19 protein-coding genes are annotated in these 16,596 nt (G+C 42.3%); 3 read left to right on the forward strand and 16 right to left on the reverse strand.

Annotated elements, in window-relative coordinates; all coding sequences use genetic code 11:
* Window positions 1-80 precede the first annotated feature (80 nt).
* From AC20OE_RS01340 to AC20OE_RS01355, 4 genes are read right to left on the reverse strand one after another with little or no spacing between them, the layout of a single operon-like run.
* Window positions 81-770 (reverse strand): ABC transporter permease, encoded by a 690-nt coding sequence (locus tag AC20OE_RS01340; protein ID WP_487268110.1) that lies wholly within the window; start codon window positions 768-770, stop codon window positions 81-83.
* 21 nt (window positions 771-791) lie between these two features.
* On the reverse strand, window positions 792-1,709 hold the full coding sequence (locus AC20OE_RS01345) for an osmoprotectant ABC transporter substrate-binding protein (RefSeq protein ID WP_047202978.1): 918 nt from the start codon (window positions 1,707-1,709) through the stop codon (window positions 792-794).
* A 13-nt stretch (window positions 1,710-1,722) separates the two neighbouring features.
* Window positions 1,723-2,376 (reverse strand): ABC transporter permease, encoded by a 654-nt coding sequence (locus AC20OE_RS01350; protein ID WP_034280933.1) that lies wholly within the window; start codon window positions 2,374-2,376, stop codon window positions 1,723-1,725.
* A gap of 13 nt (window positions 2,377-2,389) precedes the next feature.
* Complete coding sequence (locus tag AC20OE_RS01355) at window positions 2,390-3,538, reverse strand: betaine/proline/choline family ABC transporter ATP-binding protein (RefSeq protein ID WP_039181485.1); 1,149 nt, start codon at window positions 3,536-3,538, stop codon at window positions 2,390-2,392.
* Window positions 3,539-3,806: 268 nt separating this feature from the next.
* Between AC20OE_RS01355 and AC20OE_RS01360 the strand changes: the two genes are divergently transcribed.
* Window positions 3,807-4,343: a GbsR/MarR family transcriptional regulator gene (locus AC20OE_RS01360; protein ID WP_034280936.1), complete on the forward strand. Its 537-nt coding sequence runs from the start codon at window positions 3,807-3,809 to the stop codon at window positions 4,341-4,343.
* 55 nt (window positions 4,344-4,398) lie between these two features.
* Here AC20OE_RS01360 and AC20OE_RS01365 read toward each other — a convergent pair whose 3' ends face one another.
* Window positions 4,399-5,031 carry a MarC family protein gene (locus AC20OE_RS01365; RefSeq protein ID WP_058837609.1) on the reverse strand — a complete coding sequence of 211 codons (633 nt, stop codon included), beginning with the start codon at window positions 5,029-5,031 and terminating at the stop codon, window positions 4,399-4,401.
* 118 nt (window positions 5,032-5,149) lie between these two features.
* Here AC20OE_RS01365 and AC20OE_RS01370 point away from each other — a divergent pair, with 118 nt between their 5' ends.
* Window positions 5,150-5,614, forward strand: coding sequence for a hypothetical protein (locus tag AC20OE_RS01370; RefSeq protein WP_487268114.1), 465 nt, complete (start codon window positions 5,150-5,152; stop codon window positions 5,612-5,614).
* A gap of 14 nt (window positions 5,615-5,628) precedes the next feature.
* The gene (locus AC20OE_RS01375; RefSeq protein WP_058837607.1) at window positions 5,629-6,093 is read left to right on the forward strand and encodes a GNAT family N-acetyltransferase; all 465 of its coding nucleotides are present in this window, start codon (window positions 5,629-5,631) and stop codon (window positions 6,091-6,093) included.
* A gap of 22 nt (window positions 6,094-6,115) precedes the next feature.
* Here AC20OE_RS01375 and AC20OE_RS01380 read toward each other — a convergent pair whose 3' ends face one another.
* The 11 genes from AC20OE_RS01380 to AC20OE_RS01430 all read right to left on the reverse strand — a co-directional run bounded on the left by AC20OE_RS01380 (window position 6,116) and on the right by AC20OE_RS01430 (window position 16,583).
* Window positions 6,116-6,397, reverse strand: a complete 282-nt coding sequence (locus AC20OE_RS01380; RefSeq protein ID WP_039181498.1) for a hypothetical protein — start codon at window positions 6,395-6,397, stop codon at window positions 6,116-6,118.
* Window positions 6,394-6,762, reverse strand: a complete 369-nt coding sequence (locus tag AC20OE_RS01385; protein WP_058837606.1) for a hypothetical protein — start codon at window positions 6,760-6,762, stop codon at window positions 6,394-6,396. The genes AC20OE_RS01380 and AC20OE_RS01385 overlap by 4 nt, the downstream gene beginning before the upstream one ends.
* Window positions 6,759-8,156 carry a hypothetical protein gene (locus tag AC20OE_RS01390; RefSeq protein WP_487268117.1) on the reverse strand — a complete coding sequence of 466 codons (1,398 nt, stop codon included), beginning with the start codon at window positions 8,154-8,156 and terminating at the stop codon, window positions 6,759-6,761. Before AC20OE_RS01390 ends, AC20OE_RS01385 begins: the two co-directional genes overlap by 4 nt.
* On the reverse strand, window positions 8,128-8,895 hold the full coding sequence (locus AC20OE_RS01395; RefSeq protein ID WP_047202985.1) for an ATP-binding cassette domain-containing protein: 768 nt from the start codon (window positions 8,893-8,895) through the stop codon (window positions 8,128-8,130). Before AC20OE_RS01395 ends, AC20OE_RS01390 begins: the two co-directional genes overlap by 29 nt.
* Before the next feature lie 58 nt (window positions 8,896-8,953).
* The gene (locus AC20OE_RS01400; protein ID WP_058837604.1) at window positions 8,954-9,223 is read right to left on the reverse strand and encodes a hypothetical protein; all 270 of its coding nucleotides are present in this window, start codon (window positions 9,221-9,223) and stop codon (window positions 8,954-8,956) included.
* Window positions 9,224-9,465: 242 nt separating this feature from the next.
* The gene (eno, locus tag AC20OE_RS01405; protein WP_003212752.1) at window positions 9,466-10,758 is read right to left on the reverse strand and encodes a phosphopyruvate hydratase; all 1,293 of its coding nucleotides are present in this window, start codon (window positions 10,756-10,758) and stop codon (window positions 9,466-9,468) included.
* A 30-nt stretch (window positions 10,759-10,788) separates the two neighbouring features.
* Window positions 10,789-12,324, reverse strand: coding sequence for a 2,3-bisphosphoglycerate-independent phosphoglycerate mutase (gene gpmI / locus AC20OE_RS01410; RefSeq protein WP_059377572.1), 1,536 nt, complete (start codon window positions 12,322-12,324; stop codon window positions 10,789-10,791).
* Window positions 12,317-13,078 (reverse strand): triose-phosphate isomerase, encoded by a 762-nt coding sequence (gene tpiA / locus AC20OE_RS01415; protein WP_017359213.1) that lies wholly within the window; start codon window positions 13,076-13,078, stop codon window positions 12,317-12,319. Before tpiA ends, gpmI begins: the two co-directional genes overlap by 8 nt.
* A gap of 30 nt (window positions 13,079-13,108) precedes the next feature.
* Window positions 13,109-14,293 (reverse strand): phosphoglycerate kinase, encoded by a 1,185-nt coding sequence (locus tag AC20OE_RS01420; RefSeq protein ID WP_024426073.1) that lies wholly within the window; start codon window positions 14,291-14,293, stop codon window positions 13,109-13,111.
* A 213-nt stretch (window positions 14,294-14,506) separates the two neighbouring features.
* On the reverse strand, window positions 14,507-15,514 hold the full coding sequence (gene gap / locus AC20OE_RS01425; protein WP_007500174.1) for a type I glyceraldehyde-3-phosphate dehydrogenase: 1,008 nt from the start codon (window positions 15,512-15,514) through the stop codon (window positions 14,507-14,509).
* Between the two features lie 31 nt (window positions 15,515-15,545).
* Entirely contained in the window at window positions 15,546-16,583 is a 1,038-nt protein-coding gene (locus AC20OE_RS01430; protein ID WP_039181517.1) for a sugar-binding transcriptional regulator, read from the reverse strand.
* Between the last annotated feature and the right edge of the window lie 13 nt (window positions 16,584-16,596).

Here is a 16,596-nt window from a genome sequence, read left to right on the forward strand (position 1 = left end):
AATACATGCATGTGAACTGCCTGATCATCATAAAACAACCTCCCTTACAGATGTAAGGGAGGTTTTGCCTTTTCAACCGCTTAAGCAGATGTGATGTTTTTTTCAGCTAACGCTTTTCTTTCTTTTTTCTTGTTTGTCGGGCTTAAATAACGTTCGAGCCAGCCCATGACAAGGTCAGCAACGATAGCCATGAGTGCCGTTGGGATCGCACCTGCTAAAATGATGGCTGTTCCGTTTGTGGCGTTTGATCCTCTGATGATGATATCACCAAGACCTCCCGCGCCCACAAATGTTCCAATCGCTGTAATACCGATAGCGATGACCAGTGCGGTTCTTAAACCTGCCATAATGACTGATAAAGCAAGCGGTAATTCAACCATTCTCAGCACTTGCCATTTCGTCATGCCCATCGCTTTACCTGATTCTAAATAGGCATGTTCAATGCTGACAATGCCTGTGTATGTGTTTCGGATGATCGGCAGAAGCGAATATAAAAAGAGTGATAGGATGACTGTATTTGCGCCAAGACCTAATACAAGCATCAACACAGAAAGCATCGCTAATGCCGGTATCGTTTGAATGACGTTGGTAATGGCGAAGATCCAATTACTCAGCTTGCGGTAATGCGCCACAAAGATGCCTACTGGAATCCCGACAATCGCCGCAAACAACACCCCGTACGCCGACATGAGAAAATGCCGATAAAATTCTTCTAACACATATGAACCGTTCTGCTGATAATACGTCCATAATTGCTGCAGTGTGTCCATCAGCCGTGACACCTCCCCATCTTACTCAAAGTAATTGTGTTTTTTCAGGAAATTCTTTGCAACGGTTGCTGGTTCTTGAAGCTCGCCGTCGACTTGGTAGTTCAGCTCTTGCATTTGTTCTGTATCGATTTTTCCGATCAGCCTGTTGATCACCTTATTAAGTCCTGGATTTTCTTTTAAGACTTTCTCCGGGACTACTGGCGATGCATCATATGGCGGGAAGAACCGTTTATCATCTTTTAAGATTTTGAGGTTATAGGCCTTGATTCGTCCATCTGTTGAATAGGCAAGCACAATATCCATTTTTTCATTTTTTAATGCATCATAGACTAAACCAATTTGCATCGGAAATGTGCTGCCAAATTTAATTCCGTATGTTTTCACAAACCCTTCATAGCCGTCGCCTTTCTTTTTGAGCCACACGTTATCGACACCAAAACGGTAATTGTTCGCATTCTTTTTCAAATCAGAAACCGTTTCTAACTTGTTTTCCTTCGCCATCTTCTGCGTCACGGCAAAGGCATACGTATTATCAAATCCATAAGAATCAAACCATTTGTAATCATATCGTTTCTTAAATTCTTTTTGGACGATCTCCATCGCACGCTCCGGGTCTTTTTCTGCATCCATTCCAAGCGTACTTGTTAAATCCGTGCCTGAATATCTTGTGGCAGAGATGTCCACGTCTCCGTTTTCCATTGCTTTCTGCTGCACAGTGTTGGAACCTAGGTTTTTCACAATGGTTGTCTTTTTATCTGTGTAATGTTCGATCATATCGCCAACCATATAGGCCATAATTTCTGATTCGGTAAAGTTTTGTGCTCCGATTCGCAGCGTGCCCCCTGAGGAGCCGGCTAGTCCAGGAAGTGAACAGCCGCTTATCAATAGCAAGCATCCGGCAAGCAGTGCACTGATCCATTTTGTTTTTCGATTCTTCACATAAGCCAACTCCTTATGAAACTTCCTTCAATCCTTTTAAGCCTTCTGGTGTAACTTTTTTCTCCAGCTTCATTAATGATAGGTCGATGATGACTGCTAAAATCGTGACTGGGATCGCACCCGCAATAATGAATTCCGGCTGATACAGCTGAAGTCCAATCAAAATGTAGTCACCTAGACCGCCCCCACCGATAAAGGCTGCTAGTGTTGTCCAGCCAATCAAATAAATCGTTGACGTTCTGACACCTGCCATAATGACCGGTACAGCAAGCGGGAGTTCAACAAGACGAATTTGTTCCCATGTTGTCATCCCGATTCCTTTACCGGATTCAAGCAAGTTTTTGTTCACACCTTGGACCCCGGCATACGTATTTCTTAAAATAGGTAAAACCGAATAGAAAAAGAGAGCAACGATTGCAGGTATTTTCCCAACCCCCAAAATAGGAATAAAAAAGGCAAGAATCGCTAAACTAGGGAGTGTTTGAAAGATATTCACGATACCGATGATAAAGCCTGCGCCTCGTTTCATTCGTGTGAGAACCACACCTAAAGGAACGGCAACAAGAATACCAAGCACAACAGCAATTAAGGAAATATATAAATGCTCCCACATTTTCGTAAGGAGTTCCCCACCATTTTTCTCTAGAAAGTCGATGATTTGATCCATGTGTACACCTCCCTTAATTCATTTCAGTGACAGCCGCCGGCGTATCGTCTCCCCAAATGGAGTCGTACACAACATCTACAAGACTTGCACGTGTCACAATGCCTTTTAAGTGCCCTTCTGCATCCACAACCGGTACATATTTAATGCCGCGTATTAAGATTTTCCGGACAGTGTCTCTTAGAAGTGCTCCTTCTTGTACGGTATAGAACTCTGTATTTAAAATATCACCAACAAAAGCTGCTTTTCTGCGGTTCGCATCGATTGTTTCAATATCGATATAGCCTTTTAACACATGATGTTCATCTACTACAAGCAAGGAATCGACCCGCTTTTCTCTCATGATGTAGATGGCATCTGTTAATGTTTTTTCAACTGTAATGGTGACTGGTGACGTGTTCATCATTTGTTCTACACGTTCCATGTTCGGGTTCGATTGAAGCAGTCGTTCTTTGCCGATGAACTCTTCTACGAATTCATTAGCAGGGTTCCGCAGAATATCGTCAGGCGTACCTACTTGGACAATCTCTCCATCTTTTAAAATCACAATTCGATCAGCTAGTTTAATGGCTTCGTCCATGTCATGTGTGACGAATACGATGGTTTTATTTAACGTTTTTTGCAGTTTCTTAAATTCTTCCTGCAATGAATCTCGTGTGATTGGATCAAGTGCGCCAAACGGTTCATCCATGAGGATCAGAGGGGGTTCCGCTGCTAGTGCGCGAAGAACACCGATGCGCTGCTGCTGTCCTCCGCTGAGTTCATGAGGGTAGCGCTCTAAATATTCTGGTCCCATGTCGACAAGCTTCAGCAGTTCACGTGCCCGTTCTTTTCGTTTTTCTTCCGGCCATTTTAACAGCTTTGGAACAAGTGAAATGTTTTGTGCGATGGTCATATGGGGGAACAGTCCAATTTGCTGAATCACATAGCCAATTTCTCTTCTTAATTGAACTGGATCTTTTTTCATAATATTTTCTCCCTCGATGAAGATGTTTCCTGAGGAAGGTTCGATGAGTCGGTTGATCATCTTCATGGTTGTTGTCTTACCACAGCCACTCGGTCCAATAAAACAAATAAATTCTCCTTTTGCTATTTCTAAATCAATATTTTTGACAGCCTTTTTTCCGCCTTTATACGTCTTAGATACATTCTCTAGTTTCAGCAAATGAGACACCTCCATTAGTCGGATTAATATTTTCAGAAAATTTACACCTTATTTATTATAGTGCAAACTTTATAAAATAAAAAGTTTACGATGTGTTTGTATTGCATAACATTTATTTAAAATTTTCAGTTAACGGCCTGCTAGATAGAGATCTCTCCTTTTTCCTCCAAATTACGAGCAAATACTCAATATTTATTGTTTTCATCAACAAACAGGTATATGATATATTGTGTTACAAATTGTCAGTCGTGAAGGGATGAAGCGGGGAGTGGACAAGCTAGCGTTAGGCGCCATTCAAAAAGCACAGGATCATTATATTGAAAAAGCTGCCGAGAACATGAATGCCTTTGGTCTTTCTTCTACAGTAGGTAGAGTGCTTGGTATCATTCACATGAACCGTAAACCAATGACGCTTGGAGAGCTATCAGAGGCGACAGGCATGAGCAAAACGAGAATGAGTCAAGTCGTTCGAGAAATGCTCGATTTGAATATTGCGGAAAAGGTTTATGAAAAAGGAATACGTAAAGATCTATATGACGTTGAGCAAGATCAATACCAAACGTTTATTTCCTTGTTTGCAGCCAATTGGTCCCGAGTTGTCAGCAAAAACCGCAAAGCACATAAGAAAACGTGCAAGGAATTGCTGGAATTGCTTGAACAGGACGACCTGCCAGAAGAGACAGAGGATAAAATCAATCTGCTTCTTTCAGAAATCAAGGAAAGTCTTGATTACTATGATTGGATTAGCCGCTTAATTGAATTCTTTGAAAGTGAAGAAGTGTTTAAGCATGTGCCGAAACCTTAAAAAAAGCTGTTTTATTTTACATCATTGTAGAAAAAAACAGCTTTTTTATATACACTTATGACATAAACATCGGAAACATCCCTTTTAAGCCCGCACCAATCATTTCAACTGCCACTACAGCAAGAATTAATCCCATTAAGCGCGTCACGACATTCATCTCTGTTTTCCCCATTTTTCGCATAATGAAACTTGAATAATGAAAAGCATAAAAGGTCATCGCCAGTACGATGACAATGCCGATTAAAATCGCAAACATGTGAAGCATCACTTGACTTCCCGGGGTTAAGCTCATCACTGTAGCGATTGTACCGGGACCAGCGATGATCGGGATCGCAAGCGGCGTAACAGATACATCAGCCTTTTCTTTGCTTTCTGCCTTTTCCTCAGAATGAGGGTTTTGGACATGTGACTCCTTTGCATTCAGCAAATTGTAAGCGATACCAAAGATGAAAATACCTCCGGCGATGCGGAGTGCATGAATATCGATCCCAAACAATTTGAAAATGAGCCTCCCTGCCAATAGAAAGGCAACCAAAATAATGAAAGAGACCACAATGGCTTTTTTGGCTGTTTGGGAGCGTTCTTTCTCTGTATATCCTTCAGTTAAGGTGATAAAAAGAGGCACGTTTCCAATAGGGTTTGATACAGCAAATAATGAGACCACGACATGAATCATAAAGGAAATCAACAGACACCCTCCTTTTTTCATAGTGTCTGCCAATCTGATGTGAATATTCCCTTAGGATGTTAAAACCTGTATATATTTAACCGATGATAATAAAGGTTTAAAGAAAGGGGAATGACACATGAAGAAAACGATCACCATCATCCTTTTATGTGCTGTGGTTTTAGGAGCAGCCGGCTGGATTGTTTGGCAGCAGCAGTCCATCCAAGCAGCAGAGGAAAAACATCAGCAAGAAAGCAAAACGAACACTGAGCAGCTTTCGAAGTTAAAATCAAATCAAGCAGATTTGAAGCATAAAAACGAAGATCAAAAAAAGAAACTGTCTACCATCACGAAAAAGCTCAAAAAAGAAAAGAAAGCCTATCAAAAAGAAGTCCAACAGCGTAAAGCGCTTGAGGCAAAAATCGACCAGCTTCAAAAAGAGCTGACAGCAGCGAAAGCCACTGCTCAAGCGAATAAGCAGAATTCACAGACTCCAAGGAAAACAACTGTCAAAAAAGACCCAAATGTCACCCACAATCCGCCCTCACAATGGGTACAGGATCAATATGATTGGGGTGTGAAACAAGGATATATTAAAGAATAGAAAGGATGAAAAACATGATACAAATTCGGCCATTGTCAGGTGATCATTCTGTCCCTATGGATCTTTTACTCTTAGCTGATCCTTCAAAGGAAAAGGTACTTGAATATGTGCAATCCGGTTCTTGTTATGCCGCTTATCATGAACAGGACGTGATTGGTATCTATGTGCTTTTATCTCTGTCTCAGCAGACAGTCGAAATTATCAACGTCGCCGTGAAGGAATCATGGCAAGGAAAAGGAATTGGAAAGCAGCTGATCCGCCATGCCATTGCTGAAGCGAAAGCCTCCGGCTTTCACACGATTGAAATCGGCACAGGTAACTCGAGTATCCAGCAGCTAGCACTTTATCAGAAATGCGGCTTCCGCATGACATCTATTGACCACGATTTCTTTCTTAAGCATTATGATGAACCGATTTTTGAAAATGGCATTCAGTGTATGGATATGGTACGGCTCTCACTCACTTTGCAAGCAGACTGATGTTTTGTTCCGTCTGCTTTTTTTATGTTCTACGCTTTTTCACCACATGCTTCACATATTGAATGAAAAAATAGAGCACGGCGCCAGCTAAAAAGCAGACCACACATCCAAAGAGCGTCGCCTCTGAACTGAATTGATACTCTTCAATTTTCATGATATAAAATGGCATGCCAAACATTGATGGACTTGATTCAACATGATTGACCTCTAGCAGCAGTAAAAAAACAGGGGTCATAAACACAGCAAACACATACAGCATCGCAAGTGTTAAACCGCTGGAAAACGAATGAAATACTTTAATCATCTCTTTCTCTCCTTCATCTCTTTTAAACTGGCTGTGATATTTTTCCCGTCTGGGCAAGCTGGATGCAGCATCACCGTATTTAGTAAAGAAAAAAACAGCAGTTGATGACTTACCGGATGTTTCCATATCATAAAAAGCACAATCGAACAAAGCACCGGAAAGAGCGGGCCTGCAAGTGCCACCATCATATTGAAGCTCGGCCGGACAAATTTCTCATGGACGACCGCCACATGCTTCCAATCAATCGTTATCACAAAATCAAAGAGCGGTCTTTTTTCAATTTTGTTACACACCAACACCATCATCATATGACCAAGTTCATGTATCAGCACAACCGCTAGGAAACTACACACAAGCTCTATCATCGCAAGACAGGCCTCTTTAACATGACCGCATATATACAGCTAAAAAATGCAAGTGAACCTAACAGATAGACGGTGGCGAGAAGATACACATCTGTTGAAAGCCACTTCAATAAAAGCATATCGATGAAGCTGAATACAGCAATCATCATTACGATGACAAACAGTTTATTAAACTCACTGATCTTCACGATAAATCCGGTACAGGCCGCCATGGCAGTGATCAACAAAATGGACAAACTTGCAAGGACGTGGCCTTCACTTTCAATGCCTATCACTATAGATGCAAACCCAATAAACACAAAATATATCAACAAATTAATAGCGTAATAAAATAAAATTCTCGACAACAAATAAGCGCCCTTTGATGTATTTAACATAAAGATGGCCCTTTGATTCATATGATATTCTCTGCCAATCATCAGCGGAAGCATGATCAATATTTCCTTTAACGCATACTGCACGATAAAGGCATACAGCCAGCCGATTTCTACCGGTGTAAAAACAAAAGGCAGCCCCGCCGTCAAACAAACGAGAAATAAAAACAAAATGCCCTGTTCTTTAAAAACAGATGAACGGCTGAAATAGACCAATTCCTGCCGCAGGTGCGTCAGAAAGGAAGATTTCGTTCTGATTTTCTTATAAGAAAACGACTTCACCTCTGTTTTCAGCTGCAAAAACATCCAATGGACATAAGAAGCCGCTACCCCCTTCAGCCATAGCCAGCCTGCGCTTAAAAGGATCATTAGAAATATGAGATAGACTGGTGGCCATACGCGGATCATCTCCATTGCTTTTTGCAAAAGGAGAAACACCAATAGATTCAGCACCGCAAAGCCAAGCATTTGCAGCAGCAAATGCTCTTTTGTTTTTGATATGAAATGGCTCACAGCAATCCGCATTAACACCCAAGAAGCAAGCGCAAGCAGCGCCAGTACACAGCAAGTCATGCACACAACCGTTATCCAATACAGAGATGGCGTAACACCGCTGATCAAAAGGCCTAATACAATCGGTAAAAAAAGCAGTCCAACCACGAGGAAACAAAAGAGCATCGGAAAGAAATATACACAAAGGACAAATGGCACACTTTGTATCGCACTATTCAAAAAGTAGAATTGATATTCCTGGCGCTTTAATTTATTGCGGGATAACACAATGCCTACGCTTAAAAGTAAAAGCGTCATTTTCATCAATTGGAGGTATAGAGCAGCAGGCTCGCTTTCTCCTGCCTGCATGAAAAAGCGCAGGCTGATAACGACGTATATCGCATACATGAGCAAGAAAAAAGCCACGGCTGCGAGAAGCTGTATAGGGTACTTTTTTGCGAGCTGTTTTCCTTTTGCTGTCAGCATCCCCCATTCTATTTTATGAAGAACGTGTCGTGTCCAGATCATTGAGTAACCTCTCCACCTGCATATAGTAATCTCGATTCACTTCTTTATAAATCTCTTCAAGTGCCTGATGAGGAAATGTCTGATTCGTTTCTTGGCGGGACATATCCAGCTTGACGTCACCATTTCTCAAGATCATGAGATGGTCATAAAGCGTATCACCAAAACTCAAATGATGGGTTGAAATGAGAATGCCAGCGCCTTGCTCTCTCAGCTTCATGAGCACCTTTTTTAAGATGATCATCATATCTGGATCAAGTCCGTTCGTTGGCTCATCAAACACATAATAATCACATGGCCTGAGGAGCTGGGAAATGATCTGCGTTTTCTTTTGATTGCCATGAGACAGCTGAGCGATAGGCTGATCCATATACGACCCCAGCTCAAACAGATCAATAAACGTCTCTTCCCGTGTGACATCTTGCTCATTTGGCAGCTGAAGTAATTGAAAGTATTCCCTCGGCGATAAATAATCGAACAACGAATGGTCATCAGGAATATAGGAAACATGTTTTTTCAATAAGGAGATATGTTCTGAGGATTGAAGGTTCAGCTGTTTACCATGTAAAGTGACGCATCCTATAAATGGCGTCAGCCCAAACATGGATTGGATCATCGTTGTCTTTCCCGCACCATTATGCCCCAAAAGCAGTAGCATCTGCCCTTTCTCGACACTTATTTGAATATTGCGGAGAGAGAAGGTGCGGCTATATGTTTTTTCTTTTAATTGTAATGTCAGCATCATATCCCTCCGTTTGATTCAGATAGAACAGATGACCTTGCATCTGTTCTCATCCCTGTTAATAACCACACTGGATTTTAACGTACATGCCTAATAATTTGAACTCTCCTAAAAATTTCGAGCCCTGTCCAAATGTCTTGCATGCCCAAATCAATGCTCCAAGTGAAATAATGCCCAATATAGCGGCAAGGACATAAATCCAAAATGCGTTTTTCTGTACATTCTTAGAAGTTAGAATTCGTTGCTTCCTTTCATCATATGCCGCCAATAGGTGAAGAACATACATATACACACCTACTGGAAAACGAAGGCCAAAAGGATTCAGCATCTCATCACCCCCTAATATATGTAAAATGATACCACCCCCTTACAGAAAGCATAAGTTCATTTCAGATCATATTTTTAGACGAATTTTCATGATTTAGTGCTTATAAATGGAGGGGATGTTGACTTCTTCTCTAACTGAAGGAGGAGGTTTTACAGAAATAGGATAAGTCAAATGAATTAGCCAACAAAAAAAACGCTGCGTCCCGCTCTCATAAAAGAGTGGAACGCAGCGCATAGCTGACATTATTTATTCAAGTTATAGAATGTTGCAATGCCGTGATATTGTGCTGTTTCAGCCAATTGATCTTCGATGCGAAGTAATTGGTTGTATTTCGCCACACGGTCCGTACGAGACGGAGCACCTGTTTTGATTTGTCCAGCGTTTGTTGCAACAGCGATGTCTGCAATTGTGCTGTCTTCAGTTTCACCAGAACGGTGAGAAATAACAGCTGTGTATCCTGCGCGTTTTGCCATTTCGATTGCATCAAATGTTTCAGTTAATGTACCGATTTGGTTTACTTTGATCAGGATTGAGTTACCAACGCCGTTTTTGATTCCTTCAGAAAGCTTCTTCGTATTTGTAACGAACAAGTCGTCTCCTACTAACTGAACCTTGCTGCCAAGGCGTTCAGTTAATAGTTTGTGACCTTCCCAGTCGTTTTCATCAAGGCCGTCTTCGATAGAGATGATTGGGTATTTCGATACCATATCTTCATACCAATCAACCATTTCAGCAGATGTTTTCACAACACCTTCGCCTGATAAATGATATTTACCGTCTTCTTTGTTGTAGAACTCAGAAGATGCAGCATCCATTGCAAGTTTCACTTCTTCACCTGGTTTGAAGCCAGCTTTTTCGATCGCTTCAACGATTGTTTGAAGTGCTTCTTCGTTAGAACCAAGGTTTGGAGCGAATCCACCTTCGTCACCTACAGCTGTGTTTAAGCCTTTTGCACTTAATACAGATTTCAGGCTATGGAAGATTTGAGCGCCCATGCGAAGTGCTTCACGGAAGTTTGGAGCACCTACAGGCATAATCATGAATTCTTGAATGTCTACGTTGTTATCCGCATGCTCTCCACCGTTGACGATGTTCATCATCGGTACTGGAAGCGTTTTGGAGTTGAATCCACCAAGGTATTGATAAAGTGGAATTTGTAAGAAATCAGCAGCCGCACGTGCTACAGCGATAGATACGCCAAGGATTGCGTTTGCGCCTAATTTCCCTTTGTTTTCTGTTCCGTCAAGTTCGATTAACATTTTGTCGATCGCTACTTGTTCTGTTACATCAAAGCCTAAAAGCTCTGGTGCAATGATTTCGTTTACGTTGTTTACAGCTGTCAGAACACCTTTTCCAAGGTAACGGTCTTTGTCTCCGTCACGTAGTTCTACTGCTTCATATTCACCAGTAGAAGCACCACTTGGAACAAGCGCACGGCCAAAGCCGCCAGATTCTGTGTAAACTTCTACTTCAACTGTTGGGTTACCGCGAGAGTCTAATACTTCGCGTGCATATACATCAACAATGTATGGCATTTTTAATTTCTCTCCTTTTGAATCAATTTGTTATTTTTGAATCAATGATGTTCCTGTCATCTCTTTTGGTTTTTCAAGACCAAGTAAGTCTAAAAGCGTTGGAGATAGATCGGCTAAAATGCCGCCTTCTCTAAGCGTCGCACCTTTTTTCGTCACGATGACTGGCACAGGATTCGTTGTATGTGCAGTATGCGGCTTTCCTTCTTCGGTAATTAGCACGTCTGCGTTACCGTGGTCTGCCGTGATGATGGCATGTCCGCCTTTTGCCAGGATTGCGTCGACTACAGCTCCTAAGCACTCATCTACTGCTTCAATGGCTTTGATTGTTGGCTCAAGCATACCTGAATGACCAACCATATCCGGGTTAGCAAAGTTCAGAATGATCGCATCATGCTTGTCAGCATTGATGTCTGCAACAAGTGCATCCTTTACCTCATAAGCGCTCATTTCCGGCTTGAGGTCATAGGTTGCCACATCTGGTGAATTGATTAAGATGCGGTCTTCACCAGGAAATTCTTCTTCACGGCCACCGCTCATAAAGAACGTCACGTGAGGATATTTCTCTGTTTCAGCAATCCGCAGCTGTTTCAATCCGTTTTGAGCAAGCACTTCTCCTACTGTGTTATCCAAATTCACTGGTTTGAAGGCAACATAGCCGTCAACCGTTTCACTGAAGTGTGTGAAGCAGACGAAGTGTAAATTCCTCGGATGAGCTTCTCCGCGGTCAAACGAGCGGAAATCTGCATTAGTGAAAGTGTTCGAGATTTGGATGGCACGGTCTGGACGGAAGTTATAGAAAATCACAGAGTCGCCGTCGTTTACTTTGGCAACCGGCTCACCATTTTCTCTCGTAATGACAGATGGAATAACGAATTCATCGTAGATTCCATTTTCATAGGAGTCATCAACGACATCATAGATGTTTTGATAACTTGGGCCTTCACCATACGCCATCGCGCGGTACGCTTTCTCCACACGATCCCAGCGTTTGTCACGGTCCATTGAGTAATAGCGTCCAGAAAGTGTTGCCACTTCACCGACACCGATTTCTTTGATTTGTTCTTCCAGCTGTTTTAAGTACACTTTGGCTGTCTTCTGACCAACGTCACGTCCGTCCAAGAAGCCATGAATGTATACTTTTGTTAAGCCTTCTTTTTTCGCCAGCTTCAGCAGGGCAAAAAGATGCTGGATGTGACTGTGCACACCGCCGTCTGACAAGAGACCAAATAAATGAAGCGCCTTGTCATTCTCTTTTGCATAAGTCATTGCATCTAGGAACGTTTCGTTTTTCTCAAATTCCCCATCACGAATGGCAACATTCACTCTTGTTAAGCTTTGATACACAATGCGTCCTGCACCGATGTTCAAATGTCCCACTTCAGAGTTCCCCATTTGACCTTCCGGGAGACCTACTGCCTCACCTGAAGCTGTTAAGGTTTGATGCGGAAATTCGTTCCAGTAGCGGTCAAAGTTCGGTTTTTTTGCTTGTGCGACAGCGTTACCGACTGTTTCGCCTCTTAAACCGAACCCGTCTAAGATGATTAATGCTGCTGGTTTCTTACTCATATTGACCTTCCTCCAATAATTGAACGAAAGACTGAGGTTCTAAGCTTGCGCCGCCTACCAAAGCACCGTCAATATCGGATTCTGCCATATATTCTTTAATATTTGCCGGCTTCACGCTTCCGCCATATTGAATGCGAAGGCTGTCTGCCGCTTCTTGACCAAATTCGCTTGCAACGGTTTGGCGGATGTGTGCGCAAACATCGTTTGCATCTTTCGCTGTAGAAGATTTTCCTGTACCGATAGCCCAGATTGGCTCATAGGCAATCACAGATTCAGCCACTTGCTGCTTCGTTAAACCAGCTAGTGCTTTCTTCACTTGATCAGCGACAAGTTCATTTGTTTTGCCAGCTTCACGCTCTTCAAGCGTTTCACCTACACAAATAATTGGAACGATGCCATGCTTGAATGCAGCATGTGCTTTTTTGTTCACTGTTTCATCTGTTTCTGCAAAGAATTCACGGCGCTCTGAATGCCCAATCACTGAATAGCCAATGCCTAGATCTTTTAGAGCAGCAGGGCTGATTTCACCAGTGAATGCACCATTTTCTTCAAAGTGCATGTTTTGTGCACCAATTTTAAGGTCTGTTCCGTTTGAAAGGCTGTTTAGCTTTTCAAGGAAAAGAGCTGGCGCACAGACAATGGATTCCACTTTGTCAGGAGATGGAATAGATGACTTAACTTCTTCAACAAAGCTGACTGCTTCGCCAAGTGTTTTGTTCATTTTCCAGTTCCCAGCTATAATTGGTTTTCTCATGATTGACACTTCCTTATAGCAGTTTTGGTCTTATTTATCGTTTAATGCAGTAACACCAGGAAGTTCTTTGCCTTCCATAAATTCAAGTGAAGCGCCGCCGCCTGTAGAAATATGGCTCATCTGATCGGCAAGACCAAATTTCTCAACAGCTGCTGCTGAATCTCCACCGCCAATGACAGAATATGTATCTTTTGCTTCTGCCAGTGCTTCTGCGATTGCTTTTGTTCCTTTAGCGAATGCATCGATTTCAAATACACCCATTGGTCCGTTCCAGACAACAAGTTTGCTGTTTTTAATAACGTCAGCATACTTTTCTCTTGTCTCTGTTCCAATATCAAGTGCTTCTAGATCACTTGGAATTTCAGAGATTGGCACAATGCTTGTATTCGCATCATTTGAAAAATCGTCGGCTACCAGAACATCTGTTGGAATCAGGAAGTTCACGCCTTTTTCTTTTGCACGGTCCATAAAGGATTTCGCTAAATCGACTTTGTCTTCTTCTAATAGAGATTTCCCTACCTCGTGGCCAAGTGCTTTCACAAATGTGTAAGCAAGTCCGCCGCCGATGATGAGGTTGTCTACTTTATCAAGAAGACTTTCAATCACACCGATTTTATCCTTTACTTTTGCGCCGCCGATAATCGCTGTAAATGGGCGATCAGGATTTGAAATGGCTTTTCCTAACACCTCAAGCTCTTTTTGCATGAGGAAGCCTGAAACAGCCGGAAGATAAGCTGCAATTCCTGCTGTCGATGCATGTGCACGGTGTGCAGCACCGAACGCATCATTGACATACACATCGGCTAAATCAGCAAATGCTTTTGATAATTCAGGATCGTTCTTTTCTTCACCAGGATAGAAACGAACGTTTTCAAGCACTAGCACATCTCCTTCTTTTAAGTCAGAGATTTGCTTTTTCACGTTGTCGCCGTAAGCTTCATCTGCTTTTTTCACTTCTTTTCCAAGAAGCTCTTGCAGACGTTTTGCCACAGGTGTCAGACGCAGTTCTTCAGTAACTTGACCCTTCGGACGACCCAAATGACTAGCTAGCAGTACCTTTGCGCCTTGTCCTGTTAAATACTCAATCGTTGGTAATGCTGCGCGGATACGAGTATCATCCGTCACTTCTCCGTCCTTCATTGGAACGTTAAAATCTACGCGGCAGAACACAACTTTACCTTTTACGTCAATGTCTTTTACTGATTTCTTATTCATGCTCGTCAGGAGATCCTCCTTTATTCTGGTTTCCTTACGCATTGGACAAGACTCTCTTTATCCTTTTCCCATTTTGCCCTCATCAAAACGAGAAATCGTGCAGAACGGATAAAAACAGAGAAAAAGGGAAAGGGATGCTTCCCCTTCCCTTGTCCGTCTTCATTATATCGTGTCTCTAGGAAAGAACCAAGTGAGTTCCTTCAGTGTGAGAAATTAAAGACCTTGTTTTGCAATGTAAGCTGCAAGGTCAACAACGCGGTGAGAATATCCACTCTCGTTATCGTACCAAGAGATCACTTTCACCATGCTGCCTTCCATCACCATTGTAGAAAGAGCATCGATTGTTGAAGAGTTTGCATTACCATTGTAGTCACCAGATACTAATGGCTCTTCGCTGTAGCCAAGGATTCCTTTAAGTTCTCCTTCAGCTGCTTCTTTAAGTGCTGCATTTACGTCTTCAGCTGTTACATCTTGGTTTAATTCAGCAACAAGGTCAACTAAAGAAACGTTAGGTGTTGGAACACGCATAGCGCCACCGTTTAATTTACCTTTAAGTTCAGGCAATACAAGTGAAACAGCTTTCGCAGCACCTGTAGAAGTTGGGATGATGTTTTCCGCAGCTGCACGAGCACGACGGTAGTCTTTGTGCGGAAGGTCAAGAATTTGCTGGTCATTTGTGTATGAGTGAACAGTTGTCATCATACCGCGTTTGATACCAAATTTATCGTTAAGTACTTTTGCAAATGGAGCTAAGCAGTTTGTAGTACAAGATGCATTAGAGATGACATCGTGGCTAGCTGCATCGTATTTGTCTTCGTTTACACCCATAACGATTGTGATATCTTCTTCGTTAGCAGGAGCAGAAATGATGACTTTTTTAGCGCCAGCTTCTAAGTGTTTCGCAGCGTCTGCACGTTTAGTGAAGAATCCAGTAGATTCAACAACGATTTCTACGCCTTGTTTACCCCAGCTTAATTTCGCAGGGTCACGCTCAGCTGATACTTCGATTGTTTTACCGTTCACTACTAAGTTTGTACCGTCTACAGAAACCTCTGCATCTAGTTTTCCGTGAACAGAGTCATATTGTAAAAGGTGTGCAAGCATGTTAGCATCTGTTAGATCGTTAACCGCTACTACCTCAACTTCAGGATTATTTAATGCTGCACGAAATACGTTACGTCCAATACGTCCAAATCCGTTAATACCGACTTTTACTGCCATGATGTTTCCTCCTTTTATAGGTCACAATGTTTTATATTGAGGGATCAATTGACTCCCTTAATAACTCTTTTGCGGCTCCTTCGTCTGTGACGAGAACCGTTCGGCGTGGTTTTTTGAAATAAGCTTCAATCGCCCCCGCCTTTGATGATCCACCTGCAACAGCAATGATGTGTGGAATGCTTTCTAGATCATCTAGCTGCATGCCGACGGAGTGTACTTTGTGTACGACCTCACCATCACGATTAAAGTAATAGCCAAAGGCCTCTGTCACTGCGTCATGCTCATCAATCTTTTTTAAATCTTCAGCTGGTGTATTTCGTCTCATCGCCATTGTTTTTGCTTCACCAATACCATGAATGAGCATCGTGGACGATTTAATCGTTTGAAGCACTTCTTTGACGGACGGCTCTTCAATAATGGAAGAGTATGCACCTTCTGACAGCTGTCCTGGAACAAACAGCAGTTTGTAAGTACCAGAAGCTTTTTCAGCCATGTGCGCACAAATGGTGTTTGCCTGATTTTTTACATTCTCCCCAAGACCGCCTCTCGCAGGGACAAACATCATATCGCGGTTTTTGGCATCAGGGGTCATCATTTCGGCAACGGCTTCCATCGTCGTTCCGCCAGTGACGGCGACGATATTATTTCCAGTAAACCTTTTTTTCATACATTGGACAGCAGCTCTTCCCATTTCTTGCTTCACCCACGGGGATTCGTCACTGTCACCAGAAACGATAATGACTTCTTCCAGGCCTAACTTTCTCTTTAATGTATTTTCCAAAAAGGTTAAACCTAAAACGTCCTTCATCATTCCTTCAAGCATTTCAAGCAAAGCGTGACCCTCACTCGTCAGCATCATGCCGCTCGTTTTGACATCCAGCAGATTTTGTTCTTTTAAAAACTGAACTTCAGCGCGTAAGATACGCTCACTGAGACCAAGACTCGTCGCAAGACTTCTGCGGCCAATTGGTTCAGCTAATCTGATGTACTGCAAAATGTCGTAGCGTTTTTGCATAACAATGAGAAGATCTGGCAATAATTTTTTTTGAGCTTCCAATAAACGATTCATGGCTAACGACCCT

Source organism: Bacillus sp. SRI_025 (genome assembly GCF_057592095.1).

Coding starts and splice junctions, on each gene's coding strand:
- AC20OE_RS01395 (WP_047202985.1), bottom strand. CDS start 8,895: ATGCTGACATTACAATTAAAAGAAAAAACATATAGCCGCACCTTCTCT.
- AC20OE_RS01400 (WP_058837604.1), bottom strand. CDS start 9,223: ATGCTGAATCCTTTTGGCCTTCGTTTTCCAGTAGGTGTGTATATGTAT.
- AC20OE_RS01340 (WP_487268110.1), bottom strand. CDS start 770: ATGGACACACTGCAGCAATTATGGACGTATTATCAGCAGAACGGTTCA.
- eno (WP_003212752.1), bottom strand. CDS start 10,758: ATGCCATACATTGTTGATGTATATGCACGCGAAGTATTAGACTCTCGC.
- AC20OE_RS01385 (WP_058837606.1), bottom strand. CDS start 6,762: ATGATAGAGCTTGTGTGTAGTTTCCTAGCGGTTGTGCTGATACATGAA.
- AC20OE_RS01370 (WP_487268114.1), top strand. CDS start 5,150: ATGAAGAAAACGATCACCATCATCCTTTTATGTGCTGTGGTTTTAGGA.
- AC20OE_RS01375 (WP_058837607.1), top strand. CDS start 5,629: ATGATACAAATTCGGCCATTGTCAGGTGATCATTCTGTCCCTATGGAT.
- gap (WP_007500174.1), bottom strand. CDS start 15,514: ATGGCAGTAAAAGTCGGTATTAACGGATTTGGACGTATTGGACGTAAC.
- gpmI (WP_059377572.1), bottom strand. CDS start 12,324: ATGAGTAAGAAACCAGCAGCATTAATCATCTTAGACGGGTTCGGTTTA.
- tpiA (WP_017359213.1), bottom strand. CDS start 13,078: ATGAGAAAACCAATTATAGCTGGGAACTGGAAAATGAACAAAACACTT.
- AC20OE_RS01380 (WP_039181498.1), bottom strand. CDS start 6,397: ATGATTAAAGTATTTCATTCGTTTTCCAGCGGTTTAACACTTGCGATG.
- AC20OE_RS01390 (WP_487268117.1), bottom strand. CDS start 8,156: ATGATCTGGACACGACACGTTCTTCATAAAATAGAATGGGGGATGCTG.
- AC20OE_RS01350 (WP_034280933.1), bottom strand. CDS start 2,376: ATGGATCAAATCATCGACTTTCTAGAGAAAAATGGTGGGGAACTCCTT.
- AC20OE_RS01430 (WP_039181517.1), bottom strand. CDS start 16,583: ATGAATCGTTTATTGGAAGCTCAAAAAAAATTATTGCCAGATCTTCTC.
- AC20OE_RS01420 (WP_024426073.1), bottom strand. CDS start 14,293: ATGAATAAGAAATCAGTAAAAGACATTGACGTAAAAGGTAAAGTTGTG.